Origin of the sequence: Mediannikoviicoccus vaginalis (assembly GCF_928097925.1) — a bacterium.
Taxonomy (GTDB): Bacteria; Bacillota; Clostridia; order Tissierellales; family Peptoniphilaceae; genus Mediannikoviicoccus; species Mediannikoviicoccus vaginalis.
Genome location: NZ_CAKMRI010000001.1, coordinates 1,039,305 through 1,056,209 on the forward strand (window position 1 = coordinate 1,039,305; position 16,905 = coordinate 1,056,209).

Here is a 16,905-nt window from a genome sequence, read left to right on the forward strand (position 1 = left end):
GCTTATAAGAAAAAGAAAATCCACTGAGGTTTCCCCCAGTGGATTAATTTTTTAAATTTGATTACTTACCAACAATAATTTGGTCTAATTCTTTAGCAATTCCTTCAGAAACTGATGAAGTACCACCAACTATAGTAATTTCAGTCATCTTGTTGTCTCTTAGATATTTAGCTAAGTCTTTACCTAGAACAGTCTTAGATTCTGATAATAAGATAGGAGCTTTAATCTTCCATCCTAATTGACCAGCTGCTAATGCGTCTGCAAAGTTAGTTCCGTCTACTATGATTGCTTGTCCAGCGTTCATAAAGTATTGATCAGCAACTGCCATTGCAGTTAATTGTCTATTTTGTCCCTTTAATCTTTGAACATTTGAAACAGTGATTTGTGCATAAGCCTTTTCAGAAACTGCGCCAGTACCACCAACTACAGTTACTTCTTTAATACCATAGTCTTTGTTTTCAATAGCATCTTTTACTACCTTTGGAAGGCTGTCTTTTGATGTTAAAAGAATTGGTCTAGCATACATAGCTGCTGGAACAGATGCAACTAATGCGTCTGCAAAGTTTTCTCCAGAAGCTAGGAATACATTTCTAACATCTCCTTCTTGAACTTTCATATTTTGACCATTCTTTAAGAAATGTTGTAATACTTTTACAGAAGTTTCATATCTATTAGTTCCTGCAATTCTTTCTGTCTTAAGACCTATTTTTTCTAATTCGTCTTGAACAGATCCTGAAATTGCACTGTTACCACCAATAATAGTAACCTTTTTAGCTTCAACATCTTTTAGATATTCAGCAACTGTCTTGTCTAATTTAGAAACACCATTTAATACTAATGGAGCATGTTTTAATCCAACAAGTCCGTTAGCAACTAATGCGTCTGCATAGATATCTCCAGAAGCTAATATAACTTCTTTTTGAGGTCCTTTAAATGAGTTCTTAGCAACTTCTACAGAAGTAGCATATCTGTTTGAACCTTTAATTCTATTAGTATGGATTCCACCTTCTGGAATTAAAGTGAATTTAACATGCATTACGTTATCTTTCATTTCAACGCCTTCTAGTGTTGCATATTGAGGAACTCTATATCCTTCAGCTTTAACAACAGCTACTCTGTTGTAAAGTGGTATATTTGTAAAGTAACCTTCTCTAGCTGTGTTTGTAGCATCTAATACTCTAATGAAACTAACAAGGTCTGGGTTTTCAAATACTGCCTTACCTTCTTCATTTGTAGTTTGAGTAGCTAATACCTTACCAAATGATTCTTCTTTTTGCCATTCAGTAGTATTACCTTGAAGTTCAACTGTTGCTCCCTTTAATGGAGTTAAAGCTTCTTCACCGTGAATATCTACCATTCTGTTGTCGCCTTCTACAGTTACAACTAATTTAGTAATTACATCAACAGGTCTTAAATATGCAGCTCTATCGCTTGAATTTCTATTAAAGTCAGCTACTGCTACAAGTTCTCCATTAACAACAAAACCTACAACAGTTGTTGCGTATTTACCTTCGCCAATTGAGTAATCAGCTGCAGTTGCAAGTTCTTGAACTTTTTCTTTAGTTAAACCATATTCACCATATTTGTCAGTTTTTCCTGTGAAAAGAGCTTTTCTATCTGTATCTACAAGATATCCTCCATCTTTTCCAGTATAAGCAGTTTTATCTTCGTTTACTTTTAGTGGAACAATGCTGAAGTCTTGGAAAGGAGCTGTCTTTGCATCTTTAGTTAATGTAGTTACAACAAAGAACTCTTTTGATTTTGGTTCAACATATAAATCAAAGTGATATTCTTCTTTAAGTTCTATTGGCTTACCATTAGGATCTGTATTAAATGAGTATTTCCATTGAGTTCCTGGAACAACCAATTTAGCATTATATGCTTTTTCATTAGACACATTTGGATTCATATCTCCAACAACTATAGTATAAGTCGCTTCTGGTAACAGTGGACTTTTTAATTCAAAAGTATGTTTTCCATTTTCTGTAACGCCCCAATCAACTTGTTGGAAATCTTTTCCTTCCTTGCCTGTTTTGTCAACATAAAGCGTAACTTTTTGATTTACACCGTCGAATTTGCCATCTTTACTAGCTGAAACATTGATTTTTACTGTATTGTCTTTTTTAGTTTCAGACTTAGCTGCATCTTCTGTGTTAGCTAATGCAGGAACAACAGCTGTAAAAATCATAGCAAAAGCTAAAAGTAATGACATTATCTTATTGCTTTTTTTCATGATTAAAAATCATCCTCCTATAAAAATTTTGTTCAACTTCTATGAACCTTGGAAGTTAAACTTTGCTTTGCACCCATTGAAGGGGCTTTAAAAGTACACCTTCAATGTACTACGTAGTTATAAGCCAAGTCCTCTTCTTTGATCCTTTGAAGTTGTTTGCCCAAAAGCATAGGCATATAATAAACAACTTTCGTTGTTATTACCTTTTTCAATAGAGTTAAAAGCTCTAACTCTATCTTATGGGTATTATACCATAAGTTCTAAGTTTTTAAAATAGTTATTTGTTCTATTTTAAAATACTTAACTAAAGTCCATGTAAAAGTTTATTATTGAACTTCTTCTCTCTTATATTATACCTCATTTTTGGAGTCTAAAACTTTTTTTATATTTTTTTTGTGGGTCATTTATTAAAGCAATTTGCTTTATCATGTTATCTTGATATTTATAGTATAGCAGTTTGTGTTTTTTTCGCAAGTTGTAATTGTTACAAAATTCTTACATTTTATTTTTTACGTAATTTGTAACCATTTTGTAACTACTTTCCTTCTTTGGTATGTTACTATAATAGTAGTAAATAGGTCAATTTTTGTTCATCCTCCCAAATGTGAACCAAGACCTATGGGCCCGAGAAATCGGGTCCTTTTTTTTGAATTTTTTTGAAAAAATTCAAACTTTAAAAGTTATTTTTATTTTGGTTTGTAGGGTTCTACCCTACGACTTTTTTATTACTAATAAGTTTTTTCTTTTAACCAAGGGGAGAACTAAGAAACCTTTTCGTATGGTTTCTAACGTTCTCCCCTTGAAATCCCCTCTTCCTTACCTTCCAAACGACTTGGGGATATCCCCAAGACCCCTTTTGGAAAGTGGTTGGAAAGCTATGGCTTTCCTTGTTGTGCCTTCGGCACGTTATTTTTTTGTTTTGTAGGTTGATGACTACGACTTTTTTATTTCTAGTATATTTTTTCTTTCTAATCCCAGGGACAGGATGAAGGGGACCCAAGATTTCCCAACATATCCTATCCCTGAAACCCAACCTTTTACACCCTTAAAACGCTTGGGGATACCCCAAACCCCAATGTAAGTTGTAGAAAAACTTGTTGGATTTTCTTCTGTATGTATTGTTTTGTTTTGTGTAATCTTATTTGACTATATTCTTATTTTCCAAAAGTAAATCACAATATTTGAGATTCTTCGACTCCAATTTTTTTGTGCCAAAAAAATTTTCGCTCAGAATGACATTCAGGTAAGTAAATCACTATACTACAATTAAAGCATGTTGCAACTATAACTATTAATAAAAATGATGAGGAAGTTATTAAAAGTGTCCTCATCAAAATTATTTTATTACATTATTTAATTTTATTTTCGTAATCTTGCTTGAAGTGAAATATCTTATCGATAAAAACATTGTTTTGTTGGATTCTATACAAAATAAAATAATCATGTTTAGAAAAATTAAGTCGTCTGTATCCTAGTTCTTTAAGTCTTAAGTTATCGCATAGCTTAAAACTTCCTGCTGAATGGCTTAGCTTTTGAATAATTTCAGAAAAATCATTCATAATACTTTCGGCAGCTTCTTTATTTTTCTTTTCAAACAGAATGTATTTAATGATATTGTCTAAATCTATTTCTGCTTCTTTTGTAAGTAAAACTTTATATTCCATATTTTTCTTTTAGCTCTGATACCACTTCAACAGCTTCTTTATATTCTCCTCTTTCTGCTGATCTACGTGATTTTTCTAATAGTTTTAATATTTCTTCTTCTGTTAGTGTTTCGTTTTCTGTTTTTCTTTTTATTTCAAATGGTATTCCATTGTTTGAAACGGCTTGTGTTAAAAACATTCGGATTGCTGTTGTTGTATCTAGTCCTAGGTCTTTAAATAGTTCATCTGCTTTATTTTTTAGTTCATCGTCTAGTCGAAGTTGTATATTTGCCATGTTTTCCTCCTTGTTTTAACTAGATATTATCAAAGTAGCATTGCTTTGTCAATTCTTTTGTAATGATATAGCAGTGGATGGGTCACTTTCCCACAGGAAAGTATATCAAAGTGTTTTTTGTTTTTGTTTTGTTTTGTATGGTTTCACCCTACGACCTATTTATTTCTAATATATGTCTTCTTTTTATTCCACCAAGGGGGACAAGGCACCGTTTCGTACGGTTCCTATCCCCCTTGAAAACCCCCTTTACCTCCCAACGACTTGGGGATATCCCCAAGACCCCTTTTGTAAAGCGATAGGAAAGCTAAGGCTTTCCTGCAATTTTCTTAGTTTTGTTTTGCTAGATTTTATTTTATTTTGTATTTATTTCTAGTCTTTTTATTTACTCTCTTGAGATTCTTCGACTACAAAATTTTTTTCAAAAATTTTTCCGCTCAGAATGACATTCAGGTGAGTGTTTCGCTATATCACAATGAAAGTGTGTCGCAACTTTAATTATTAATTAAAATGATGCGAAGTTTTAAAAAGCTACTTTATTTTTACTTATCACAGGAAGTATTAATTTTTTTCATTCTATTAAATTATATTTAAAGGGGTCGATTTAGACTCCTTTATGATTTCTTTCGTCTCTCAATTTTATTTATAAATCAAAAGACCCGACTTGGTCCGCATTGTTAAGAGGCGTGTCGGGTACTGTTAGTTATTATGATAGGTCAATGTTTTTGCTTTGTCAATTATTTTTTACTAAATATTTCCATACCACACCTATTGCATTTACGCTTTAATATCAACTTTTGAACGCGCGTTTGTAAAGTTTGGTGATTTTTGGGAATATGTAAAAGTGTTTGATGCTGAATTTTAATACTCCTCGAATTCGAAGGGGATTTAAAATTGGTGGAAGTTTGTTAAACTTAGAAAAACATATTATGGGGGTTTAGCGTGAACTTTCTGCTAGAAAGTTCACGGGATGTTTCGACTCGCTGTCGCTCGCTCAACATGACACAATTGGGGATAATATTCCTAAGAATAAAAATGAAGGATTTGCATGCCGTGGGAGTTGTCACCTCCGGTGACACTTTCCTAACGGAAAGAGAGATTCTTCGACTACAATTTTTACTTCGTAAAAATTTTCGCTCAGAATGACATAGCGGAGAACTTGAAATTCTAGAAAAGTTAAAAACTTACGAAATACAATTATAAAAATAGAAGAAAATCCAACAAGATTTTCTTCCACTTATATTGGGGTTTGGGGTATCCCCAAGCGTTTTAAGGGTGTAAAAGGTTCGGGTTTCAGGGTAAGGATATGAGGGGAAATCGCAATCCCCTTCATCCTTACCCTGAGATTAGGAATGAAAATGTTGGTAGTAAAATGATTTGTTAAGTTTGTTAAACTTAGAAAAACATATTATGGAACATTAACGAACACTTTTTAGGAAAAAGTGTTCGAGATTCTTCGACTTCAATTTTTGCTTTGTAAAAATTTCCGCTCAGAATGACAGAGCGAGGGACTAACATTTCTAGAAAAGTTGAAAACTTACAAAATACAATTATAAAATTAGAAGAAAATCCAACAAGATTTTCTTCCTCTTACTAAGCAGGTTTTCAGGACGGCCAGTCCTGAATCGTTTGGAGGGTAAGGAAGATGGGATTTCAAGGGGAGAACGTTAGAAACCATACGAAAAGGTTTCTTAGTTCTCCCCTTGGTTGAAAGAGAAAGTGGATTAGAAACAAAAAAATTGTAGGGCTTTCACCCTACAAAATTCACTTCGATATAGTTTTACGAAAACTTTCTTAAAAGAAAGTTTCCGAGATTCTTCGATTCCAAAAATTTCTTTCAGAAATTTTTTTCACTCAGAATGACACACGTGGGGCTATCACATTTTGAGTATGAACTCATAAAGCAAATGCCGTAAGGCAAATAAAACGTAAAATAAGCCTAGAAATAAAAAAGGTTGTAGGGTATAACCCTACAAACCAAAACAAAAAAAATAAATTTTTCATTGAAAGTTTTTTAAAACTTTCACTACTTTATCCCTAGATCCTTCTCAACATTGTAATATATATCCCATGGATGCTCCTGGTCTGTCTCTATTATCCCACTAAACACATACTTTCCATTTTCTTCATAGAGTCTCCAGTGTTTAAAGTGGATATTTTCTTGGTTTTCATATTTCTTATTGTAGTCTTCCAAGGCTCTGTCATAAATCTTGTCCATATTCTTCAGTATCTCTTTTGGAATTGGTTCGCCCTTTGACGAAATTCTCCTGGTGTGTGATTCGTCCTGACTATCGTTTGTATATTTGGCTCTTACTCCATTTTCGGAATTACTTAGTAGCTCAAAGTTATGTTTATCATTTTCCGTGTCATAGGAATAATTTATGGTGTCAAGGGGTAATTCGTAGTCCTGGGTGAAATCTTTTATAACCGCATTGGAATACTCTTCCATTTTGTCCATTATAATATTTTCCTTACTCACTGCTGGCGTAAGCGCAGCCTGTGTTGGGTCACTATTTATATCTACGCCCTTACAGCCCACTAAGAGAAATATACTCATTATAAAAACGAAAAACTTTTTCATATCCCACCCCTATGTAAAAATAGTATTAGGCCTACACCTAATACTATCCTATTTAAAATTCGTTAACTACATTGTATTTATACTCTGTAGTTTTGTTGCCTGAAACTACTTCGGACTTAAATTCTAGAACTCCGTCATCAAATTCAAGTTCCCATTCTTTGGCAATCATATTGTCGGTTCCATTTGCACTTGCAAATTCATCTAGTGATTTATTAATCATTTCATCTATCTTTTCCAAGTATTTTTCATCAATGGCAGTGAATGCATCGTCTTCATTTTCTGACTTAACTTTAGTTTGTCCTGATTTTGCGTCAAGTTCTAATTCGTGTTCCATTCCTTGTTCTCTACCAGTAATGTCATATTGATATCTGTCATCGTAGTCGTATGACACGCTTGTGATTTGTGCGTTTGGAAACTCTGTTTTAAACTTTTCAATAGCGTCATTTACGCCATATTGCTCTTCATGTTGTCCTGCTGCTTCATTTGGTTCGTTAGCTGCTTCTGTTCCTTCTGTAGCTTCTGTATTATTAGTTTCATTTTGAGTTTCAGTTACAGCTGGAGCGTCAGTTGTATTTGCATCATCTGTTGTAGTTGCAGGCTTATCACAACCGGCTAAAAATACGGTTGTTGCTAAAATTCCTGCCAATATTATTTTCTTATTCAAAAAATCACCTTCCGTCTATAATAATTCTGATTTTAAAAACGCAATGATATCGCTAGATTCGTACATAGGTTTGCCATCAACAAAAAGACATGGAACTTGGTTCATTCCACCTTCGTCAACAAGTCTTTTCTTGGCGCTATCATCTTTAACAATATCTAGTAATTCGATTTTATCTCTTAATTCATGTTTGTCAATAAATCTAAATACCTTTTGACAAAATGGACAGCTGTCCTTATAAAATAATTCTAATTTCATTTAACTCCTCCTTAATCAGTGTCCTTAATTATATACCCTTTGTAAATTCAAATAAACAGATAAAGCAAAACGTAGACATTTTGTAACAATTCGGTTGTACAATTTTAGCAGCATCTATTAAAATAGAATTAAGAAGCATAAAGGAGTTTGAAATGAATATAGAAGAACTTTTAAATCATATCCACTACATAGAGGTGGAAGGTGATAAAAATAAAACTTTTAGCCATATAACCCTGGACTCAAGGGAAGCTACTGATAAAAGTATTTTTATAGCTATTGAAGGCTTTAAAACAGACGGACATAAATTTATAGAAAAGGCCATAGAAAATGGATGTAAAATTATCGTCCACAAAAAAGACGTGGAAATGGAAGAGGGCGTCACATATATAAAGGTAGATGATGGGAGAATGGCCCTTGCAGAAATATCAAAGGCCTATTACAATAACCCGTCAAATGAAATGACCATTGTGGGAATAACGGGCACAAATGGAAAGACTACAACCACATTTATATTAGAAAGCATACTTAGACAAGGAAAAATTAAAACGGCAACCATAGGCACCATGGGGCTAAAAAAGGGAGACCAAACTGAAAACCTTGGCAAAACCACTCCAGAGTCAAATAAACTACAGGAAATATTTTTTGATTTAGTAAGTGAAGAATACCAAGCTGTGGTAATGGAAGTGTCATCCCACGCCCTAGAACTTAAGAGAGTGGAAGGAACAGACTTTGACTACGCTGCCTTTACAAACCTAACCTATGAACATCTGGAACTACATGGCACTATGGAAAACTACTACCAGGCTAAGAAAAAACTATTTGCCATGACAAGTAAGGAAAATATAATAAATATCGACGACCAATACGGCGAAAGGCTATACAATGAATTAAAAGAAGAAGGAAAAAAAGTATTGTCCTACTCCATGGAAAAGCCCGCGGAAATAATGGCAACAATAGAACACATGGATCTAGAAAAAACTATCTTTATATATAAGGAAGGAAACATTGAAGAAAAACTAGAAATTCCAATGGCAGGAAAATACAATATCTATAATACTATGGCGGCGGTGGCAATAGCCCTTAGGATGAATGTAGATATGGATGACATAAAAAAAGGACTACTAAACTTTGAGAAGCCAGAGGGAAGATACCAAGTTGTAAAAAATAATCAAGGACTAAATTTGATAATTGACTTTGCCCACACCAGCGACGGCATGGAAAGCATAATAAAATCGGCAAAGGAAAACTTCCATAAAAATACCATCGTGGTGTTCGGAGTGTCAGGAGCAAGAACTGTAGAAACCCAAGAAGAAATAGGAAGAGTTGTTGGAAATATTGCAGACTACTCTATAGTCACAAAAGATGACGAAATTGAAATGGAAGTAAAAGACATTTCAAAAAACATAATAAGGGGAATAGAAAAGTCTGGAGGAAAGTACGAGTACTTCCCGGACCGAGAAAAAGCCATAGAAAGAGCAGTGGAAATGGCAACAAGTGACGACGTGGTGTTGTTTTTAGGAAAGGGAAATGAAAAGTTTTTCAAAACCCTAGGTGGAAGTAAAGTACCATATGACGAAGAAAAAGCCGTAAAAGAGGCGTTAAAAAAGAGAGGGAAAAAATAAGTTTTTTCTTTACTTTCTTGAAGAAAGTAACAAAGAGAGGGGAAAGTTTTTTTAGAAAAAACTTTAATTTTAAATTTTGTTTTTTGGTTTGTAGGGTGAAAGCCCTACAACTTTTTTATTTTTAATATAGCCTTTTGCTTTATATGCCTTGCGGCATTATTATGTAGGGCAATGCCCTACGACCCATTTGCTTCTAGTAAATTTTATTTTTTTATTATACCAAGGGGAAAAATAACCCCCGCTCTGTCATTCTGAGCGGAAATTTTTGCTTTGCAAAAATTGAAGTCGAAGAATCTCGAACATTTTTTTCTAAAAAAGTGTTCGTTAAAGTTTCATAATATGTTTTTCAAAGTTTTATAAACCTTGAGTAATATCTTTATACAATTTGATTTTTCCTATTTCCAGGGTAAGGATGAAGGGTGGAAAGTTTTAAAAAACTTTCTATGAAAAATTTTGTTTTTTGTTTTGTAGGGCAATGCCCTACGACCTTTTTATTTTTAATCCACTTTTTCGTTTAACCAAGGGGAGAACTAAGAAAATTTCGTATGTGGTCTCAGTTCTCCCCTTGAAATCCCCTCTTCCTTACCTTCCAAACGATTCAGGACTGGCCGTCCTGAAAACCTGCTTTGTAATAGGAAGAAAATTTTTTGGATTTTCTTCTGTTTGTAATATTATACTTTGAACACTATTAGATTATTAAATTTACTCTGTTCCTCTAACATATACTTAGTAATGAGATTCTTCGACTACAAAATTTTTTTCAAAAATTTTTCCGCTCAGAATGACATGGCGAGGTGTAAACACTCCCAACTACAGTGCCGAAGGCACAAACAGAAAATCCAAAAAGATTTTCTACAGCTTACATTGGGGTTTGGGGTATCCCCAAGCGTTTTAAGGGTGTAAAAGGTTCGGGTTTCAGGGTAAGGATATGAGGGGAAATCGCAATCCCCTTCATCCTTACCCTGAGGTTAGAAAAAATAATATTGATAAAATAAAAATTAGTAAGTTTATAAAACTTTGAAAACAATTCAGGATACTTAAGCGTGAACTTTCTTGTGAAAGTTCACGAGATCCTTCGACTCGCTACGCTCGCTCAGGATGACAAAGCGGGGTGAATACGCTTCGTACAAAGAAAACATACAAAACACAACTATAAAAATTGTAGGAAAGCCCAAAGCTTTCCTACTTCTTTACCATAGGGGTCTCGGGGTAACCCCGAGTCGTTGGGAGGTAAAGGGGGTTTTCAAGGGGGATAGGAACCGTACGAAACGGTGCCTTTTCCCCCTTGGTAGAATAAAATGATAAATTATAATGAAAATAATATGGTTGTAGGTCACAGGCCTACATAACAATTCAGGCTACTTTTACATTTGCTTTTCGTTGAAAAGCAAATGAGATTCTTCGACTACAAAATTCCTTCGGAATTTTTCCGCTCAGAATGACAGTGCCGGCAGGTATCAAACCTCGTAGGGTGAAACCCTACAAAAAGAACAAAAATTTTTAGTTTGAATTTTTTCAAAAAATTCAAAAAAAAAGAACCCATATGGGTTCTTTCTTTATTTCGGAACAAAAGAAACTGTTGGGGGGGTATGAATAAACATACCACCTTAACAGTTTTTTAAATAAAAAAATTGCACTTACTCTACAAATCACCTAAAATAAAGTCACCACAACCAAATAAAGGAGGTAAAGTAAGTGCAAATAAATAATATCACAAAGCTTGTGGGAATAAAAGGTTTAGAATTAGGAAAAGTAGAAGAAACAGAAGACAAGATAACAATAACAGGTAAATGTAAGAAAAGACCTAAAACATGTCCGTGCTGTGGATCAAAAAAGATAGAAATACATGACCATAGACATCAAAACATAAGAGATTTACCATATAGAGATAAACAAGTAGTATTAAAAATAGACGTACGAAGATTTAAATGTAGACAGTGCAATAAAAGATTTACAGAATCTAAACCATTCGTATCAAAACATTGCCAAATAACAACAAGACTCAAAAGAAGAGTATTAGAAGAATTTAAAAATAAAATATCCATCAAAGATATAGCTAAAAAATTTTATATTTCACCCAAAACAGTTACAAACATAATAGATACCATAGAAATAAAAAGATTAAAACTAGGAGAAGTACTAAACATAGACGAATTCAAAGGAGACTCAGGAGGAGAAAAGTATCAGACAATAATAGCAGATAGTCAAAATAAAAAGATATTAGACGTACTACCAACAAGGAAATTTGATTACCTAGATAAATACTTTAGTCAAATACCAAAAGAAGAAAAAGACAAAGTAAAAATCTTCGTAAGCGATATGTATAGACCATACAGAGATATAAAGAAAAAACACTTTCCAAACGCAAAACATCTAATAGACAGATATCACTTCATAAGACAGGTAACATGGGGATTTGAAAACACAAGAATAGCAGAATCAAAAAAGATGAAAAAACAAGAAAGAACACACTTTATGAGAAGTAAATCCCTACTAACAAAACCAATGATAAAACTACACGAAGATGAAAAAATAAAAGTATCAATAATGTTAGAAAGAAACGAAGAAATAAGAAAAGCATACCTAACAAAAGAAACCTTCTACAACCTAGTAATGAAGAGCGAAAACAAAGAGAAAGCACAAAAAAACATACAAGGTTGGATAGAATACCTGTTAAAAGACGGATCCATTAAGTGGAGAGCCTGTTTAACAGCCTTTAAGAACTGGATAGACCCAATATCTAATAGCTTTGACTACGAATTCACCAATGGGTACGTAGAAGGAATGAACAACAAAATAAAAGTATTAAAGAGAATAACATTTGGAATTAAAAATTTCAAAAGATTTAGAAATAGGATATTAGCACTCGAATAATATACATAAATTGAATAAAAGAATTAGCTTTTAGGAAAAATAAGCCTATAGGCTTATTAAGTGAACCTAAAAACAGTAAAAAGTGACTATTTAGATAGGTCTTTTAAAAGTAAGTGAATAATGATGTATAAATAAGAGGAGATGCCAACTTTATAGGTTAGCATCCCCCAATGGATTCTTTAGAACCTTTATTTCTTTCGTTTTGCTTCTAAGTCTCTTTTTATAAGCTCGTCTAGAACAAGTTCATAGCCTTCTGCTCCATAGTTAAGACTTCTATTTACTCTACTTATTGTAGCTGTTGAAGCTCCCGTCTCTTTTTCTATTTCGTTATAGGTTTTTCTGATTTTTAAAAGTTTTGCAACTTCTAATCTTTGTGTTATTGAATGAAGCTCTCTAACTGTACATACGTCTTCAAAGAACTTGTAACAGTCTTCTCTACTTTTTAGCATCATTACTGCATCAAAGAAATCATCTAATTGTTTGCTCTTTAGCCTAGACTCGCTACTCAAAATATCACTCCTTAGAATAATCCAACTATTTCGCCTGATTCTAATACGTCAATATTGTTAGCTGCTGGAACTTTTGGAAGGCCTGGCATTGTCATTATGTCTCCTGTTAGGGCAACAACAAAGCCTGCTCCTCTTGAAATTCTCAAGTCTCTAACTGTAATGCGGAAGTCTGATGGTGCTCCTAATAGTTTAGGGTCATCTGAGAATGAATATTGTGTCTTAGCCATACATACTGGATAGTGGTCAAGGCCAAGTTCTGATATTTCTTTTAGTTTTCTCTTTGCTTTTGTTGTGAATTCTACTCCGCTTCCACCGTATATATCAGTTGCGATTTTTTCTATCTTTTGTTCTATTGTCATATCTTCTTCGTATAAGAAGTGGAAGTTATTTTCATTTTCGTCAATCTTCTTAACTACTGCTTTAGCAAGGTCTTCTGCGCCTTCGCCACCTTTTGCCCAAACTTCTGCAAGAACTGCTTCTGTTCCTGAATCTTTTGTTAATTTATCAAGAAGTTCTAGTTCTTTTTCTGTGTCTGTTGGGAAACGGTTAATTGCTACTAAGCATGGAATACCATACTTGTGCATGTTTTGGATATGTCTTTCTAGGTTTGCAAATCCTTTTTCTAGTGCTTCAAGGTTTTCTTCGCCTAGTTCGTCTTTAGCGCATCCACCGTGGTGTTTTAATGCTCTAACTGTTGCAACAATTACTGTACAGTCTGGTGTGATTCCGCCTAGACGACATTTGATGTCAAAGAATTTTTCCGCTCCTAGGTCTCCACCGAATCCTGCTTCTGTTACTGTGTAGTCAGCAAGTTTCATTGCAAGTTTTGTTGCTACTACTGAGTTACATCCATGTGCAATGTTTGCGAATGGTCCACCATGTAGTATTGCTGGTGTGTTTTCTAATGTTTGTACAAGGTTAGGGTTAATAGCATCTTTCATTACTAGTGCTACTGCTCCTTGTGCCTTGATGTCTTTTGCATATACTGGTTTTTTGTCGTATGTGTATGCAATAAGGATGTTACCGATTCTTTCTTTTAAGTCTTCAAGGCTTGTGCTTAGACATAGTATAGCCATTATTTCTGAAGCTACTGTTATATCGAAACCGTCTTCTCTTGGTACTCCGTTTGGTCTACCACCAAGTCCTACTACGATATTTCTTAGTGCTCTATCGTTCATGTCTAGAACTCTCTTCCAAAGGATTCTTCTAGGGTCAATTCCTAGTTCGTTTCCTTGTTGTAAGTGGTTATCTAGTAGTGCAGAGATTAGGTTGTTTGCTGTTGTAATAGCGTGGAAGTCTCCTGTGAAGTGCATGTTGATGTCTTCCATTGGAACTACTTGTGCATATCCACCACCTGCTGCTCCACCTTTTATACCAAAGCTTGGTCCTAGTGAAGGTTCTCTTAGTGCAGAGATTGCTGACTTACCTATTCTGTTAAGTCCCATTGAAAGTCCAACGTTAACTGTTGTCTTTCCTTCTCCTGCTGGTGTTGGGTTTATTGCTGTTACAAGGATTAGTTTTCCGTCTTCTTTGTCCTTGTATTTTTCTAAAAGTCCCAAGTCTAATTTTGCTTTGTAGTTTCCATAAAGGTATAGATCTTTTTCTTCAAGACCTAGACGTTTACCAACTTCAACTATAGGTTCCATCTTAGCTTCTTGTGCTATTTGTACGTCTGTTTTCATTTGATAAATAACCTCCTAATATTTGTAGTTAAACTTTAGTATATTTACTAAGTCATTCTCTATTTATTTACCCGATAAAAGATACTTTAATCAGTTTATAAATTAAAGTCTTATACTTTAATTTGTTAAAAAACTCGGTTTAATATCTACAAACTTATTATACTTGAAAAAGTGAATTTAATAAAGTAATGTATTAGTTTTTATTCTTTTTTGATTTGTATCTTAGTTCTGAGTTTAATATTTTCTTTCTTATTCTAAGGCTCTTAGGTGTTACTTCTATTAGCTCGTCTTCTTCTATAAATTCTAGTAGCTCTTCAAGGCTTAGTATTCTCGGTGGTGAAAGTCTTAGGGCTTCGTCTGCTGCTGAGGACCTGATGTTGGTCTGTTGCTTTCTCTTGCACACGTTAACTTCGATGTCTAGTCCCTTTGGATTTTCTCCTACGACCATTCCCTCGTACACATCTTCCCCTGGTTTTACGAATAGCACTCCTCTTTCTTGTGCCGCGTTTAATCCATAGGCAGATGTTACTCCTGTTTCGAAGCATATTAGGGATCCTGTAGGTCTGCCTGGAATGTCGCCTTTTTTCTTTGCGTACTCTTTAAGTTCGGAGTTGATTACTCCTGTGCCCTTTGTGGTGGATATAAATTCTTGTCTATATCCTATTAAGCCCCTTGTTGGTATGTCGAAAACTAGTCTTGTGTAGCCACCTTTTGATGGTTTCATGTCGATTAGTTCTCCCTTTCTCATCCCAAGTTTTTCTATGATGGCACCGACATATTCTTCGTCTACGTCTATGGTCACTCTCTCGATTGGCTCTAGGGTAACTCCGTCTTCTTCTTTATATAGTACTTGTGGTTTTGAAACTTGAAACTCGTAGTCTTCTCTTCTTAGGTTTTCTATTAATACTGATAGGTGAAGCTCTCCTCTACCGCTGACTCTGAAAGCGTCGGTGGAGTCTGTTTCTTCAACTCTTAAGCTAACGTCTGTTTCCAGTTCTTTAAAGAGTCTATTTCTAATTTGTCTACTGGTTACATATTTTCCTTCGCGGCCTGCAAATGGACTGTCGTTTACTAAAAAGTTCATTGCAAGGGTCGGTTCTGAAATTTTTGTAAATGGTATTGGATCTTCATGTTCAAGGTCGCAAATGGTGTCTCCAATATTTATGCCTTCAACTCCTGTAACGGCAATTATATTTCCCGCCGTTGAAGACTGTACTTCCACTCTGTTTAGTCCTTGGAACTCATATATCTTTGTTATGGTAACTTTTTTATCAACTGATTTGTCGTAGTAGTTTAAAATATGAACTCTGTCATTTACTTTTATTGTTCCAGAATCTATCTTACCTATTCCTATTCTACCAACGTAGTCGTTGTAGTCACTTGTGGAAATTAAAAGTCTAAAGGCTTCTTCCACATTGCCACTTGGTTCCGGAATGTATTCGATAATCTTATCAAGAAGGTACGACATGTCATCTGATGGGTCGTTGTAGTCTTCGCATGCAAAGCCCTGTCTTGCTGAAGCATATACTATTGGTGAGTCAAGGTATTCTTCTCCAGCATCAAGTTGGATGAATAGGTCTAAGATTTCATCTACAACCTCTTCTGGCCTTGCCTCTGGTCTGTCAATCTTGTTGATACATACTATTGCAGGTAGATTTAATTCAAATGCCTTTTTTAATACAAACTTAGTTTGTGGCATTGGTCCTTCAAATGCATCTACAACAAGAACAACTCCGTCGGCCATGCTAAGCACACGTTCCACTTCGCCACCAAAGTCGGCGTGTCCCGGTGTGTCGATAATATTTATCTTGTAATCCTTATAGTCTACGGCGGTGTTTTTGGAAAGTATTGTTATACCTCTTTCCTTTTCGATGTCGTTACTGTCCATAACTCTGTCTTGAACAGCTTGGTTTTCTCTAAATACACCACCAGTTCTCAATAATCCGTCTACTAATGTTGTCTTGCCATGATCAACATGGGCTATGATTGCAACATTTCTTATATTTTTTTTATTTGCCATTAAAACACTTCCTTACTTTATCCTTTGAAATTATACCATAAAGAAGGACAAAATAAATAGTTGTGGGCTATTTCTATATCTGTAGCTCCACAACTACTTCATTTTTATTATAAACTATTTTGTCTGCTATATGTTCAACGATAAAAAGACCCCTACCATTTGTCTTAGTAAAATCACTACAGCTACACTTGTGGCCCATTATGCCACTGCCCTGGTCCTTTACTTTTATTGTAACCTTATCGTCGGATAGCACGGCACATAGTCGAATGAGCTTATTGAAATTTTCCATATTGCCATGTTTTACTCCGTTTACCATGAGCTCTGTAACTATTAGTCTCAAATCGTAGAGCGTTTTTTCATCTTGTAAATATGAGCTTATATCTCCCATGAAGCGCATCGTCATATCGTTGATGTTCTCCATGGTCCCCTTAGCCGTTTCTTCAAATCTGTACATAATAACCACCTATGTATTAATTACCCAAGTAGTTTATAAACTAACAAGCCCGTGGAATAAATTTATTCTTTTGATG

The 16,905-nt window shown here is 34.5% G+C and carries 12 protein-coding genes; 2 read left to right on the top strand and 10 right to left on the bottom strand.

Annotated elements, in window-relative coordinates:
- Positions 1-61 precede the first annotated feature (61 nt).
- The 6 genes from L6651_RS04860 to L6651_RS04885 all read right to left on the bottom strand — a co-directional run bounded on the left by L6651_RS04860 (position 62) and on the right by L6651_RS04885 (position 7,668).
- Positions 62-2,233: a cell wall-binding repeat-containing protein gene (locus tag L6651_RS04860; protein ID WP_237036870.1), complete on the bottom strand. Its 2,172-nt coding sequence runs from the start codon at positions 2,231-2,233 to the stop codon at positions 62-64.
- 1,349 nt (positions 2,234-3,582) lie between these two features.
- Entirely contained in the window at positions 3,583-3,897 is a 315-nt protein-coding gene (locus tag L6651_RS04865; RefSeq protein ID WP_237036871.1) for a type II toxin-antitoxin system RelE/ParE family toxin, read from the bottom strand.
- Positions 3,887-4,171 carry a type II toxin-antitoxin system RelB/DinJ family antitoxin gene (locus tag L6651_RS04870; protein WP_237036872.1) on the bottom strand — a complete coding sequence of 95 codons (285 nt, stop codon included), beginning with the start codon at positions 4,169-4,171 and terminating at the stop codon, positions 3,887-3,889. The genes L6651_RS04865 and L6651_RS04870 overlap by 11 nt, the downstream gene beginning before the upstream one ends.
- A 2,023-nt stretch (positions 4,172-6,194) precedes the next feature.
- A complete protein-coding gene (locus tag L6651_RS04875; protein ID WP_237036873.1) occupies positions 6,195-6,749 on the bottom strand; it encodes a hypothetical protein in 555 nt (184 codons plus the stop codon).
- Positions 6,750-6,801: 52 nt separating this feature from the next.
- Entirely contained in the window at positions 6,802-7,413 is a 612-nt protein-coding gene (locus L6651_RS04880; protein WP_237036874.1) for a PepSY domain-containing protein, read from the bottom strand.
- A gap of 15 nt (positions 7,414-7,428) precedes the next feature.
- On the bottom strand, positions 7,429-7,668 hold the full coding sequence (locus L6651_RS04885) for a glutaredoxin family protein (protein WP_237036875.1): 240 nt from the start codon (positions 7,666-7,668) through the stop codon (positions 7,429-7,431).
- 152 nt (positions 7,669-7,820) lie between these two features.
- On the opposite strand from L6651_RS04885, the gene L6651_RS04890 reads away from it, so the two are divergent.
- On the top strand, positions 7,821-9,290 hold the full coding sequence (locus tag L6651_RS04890; RefSeq protein ID WP_237036876.1) for a UDP-N-acetylmuramoyl-L-alanyl-D-glutamate--2,6-diaminopimelate ligase: 1,470 nt from the start codon (positions 7,821-7,823) through the stop codon (positions 9,288-9,290).
- A 1,695-nt stretch (positions 9,291-10,985) separates the two neighbouring features.
- Positions 10,986-12,164, top strand: coding sequence for an ISL3 family transposase (locus L6651_RS04895; protein ID WP_237036877.1), 1,179 nt, complete (start codon positions 10,986-10,988; stop codon positions 12,162-12,164).
- A gap of 188 nt (positions 12,165-12,352) precedes the next feature.
- Here the strand turns inward: L6651_RS04895 and L6651_RS04900 are convergent, their stop codons facing one another.
- From L6651_RS04900 to L6651_RS04915, 4 genes are all read right to left on the bottom strand, one after another.
- Entirely contained in the window at positions 12,353-12,673 is a 321-nt protein-coding gene (locus L6651_RS04900; protein ID WP_331473704.1) for a YerC/YecD family TrpR-related protein, read from the bottom strand.
- A gap of 11 nt (positions 12,674-12,684) precedes the next feature.
- Positions 12,685-14,355, bottom strand: coding sequence for a formate--tetrahydrofolate ligase (locus tag L6651_RS04905; protein ID WP_237036878.1), 1,671 nt, complete (start codon positions 14,353-14,355; stop codon positions 12,685-12,687).
- A gap of 193 nt (positions 14,356-14,548) precedes the next feature.
- A complete protein-coding gene (gene typA, locus L6651_RS04910) occupies positions 14,549-16,375 on the bottom strand; it encodes a translational GTPase TypA (protein WP_237036879.1) in 1,827 nt (608 codons plus the stop codon).
- 73 nt (positions 16,376-16,448) lie between these two features.
- Positions 16,449-16,829: an ATP-binding protein gene (locus L6651_RS04915; RefSeq protein WP_237036880.1), complete on the bottom strand. Its 381-nt coding sequence runs from the start codon at positions 16,827-16,829 to the stop codon at positions 16,449-16,451.
- Positions 16,830-16,905 lie beyond the last annotated feature (76 nt).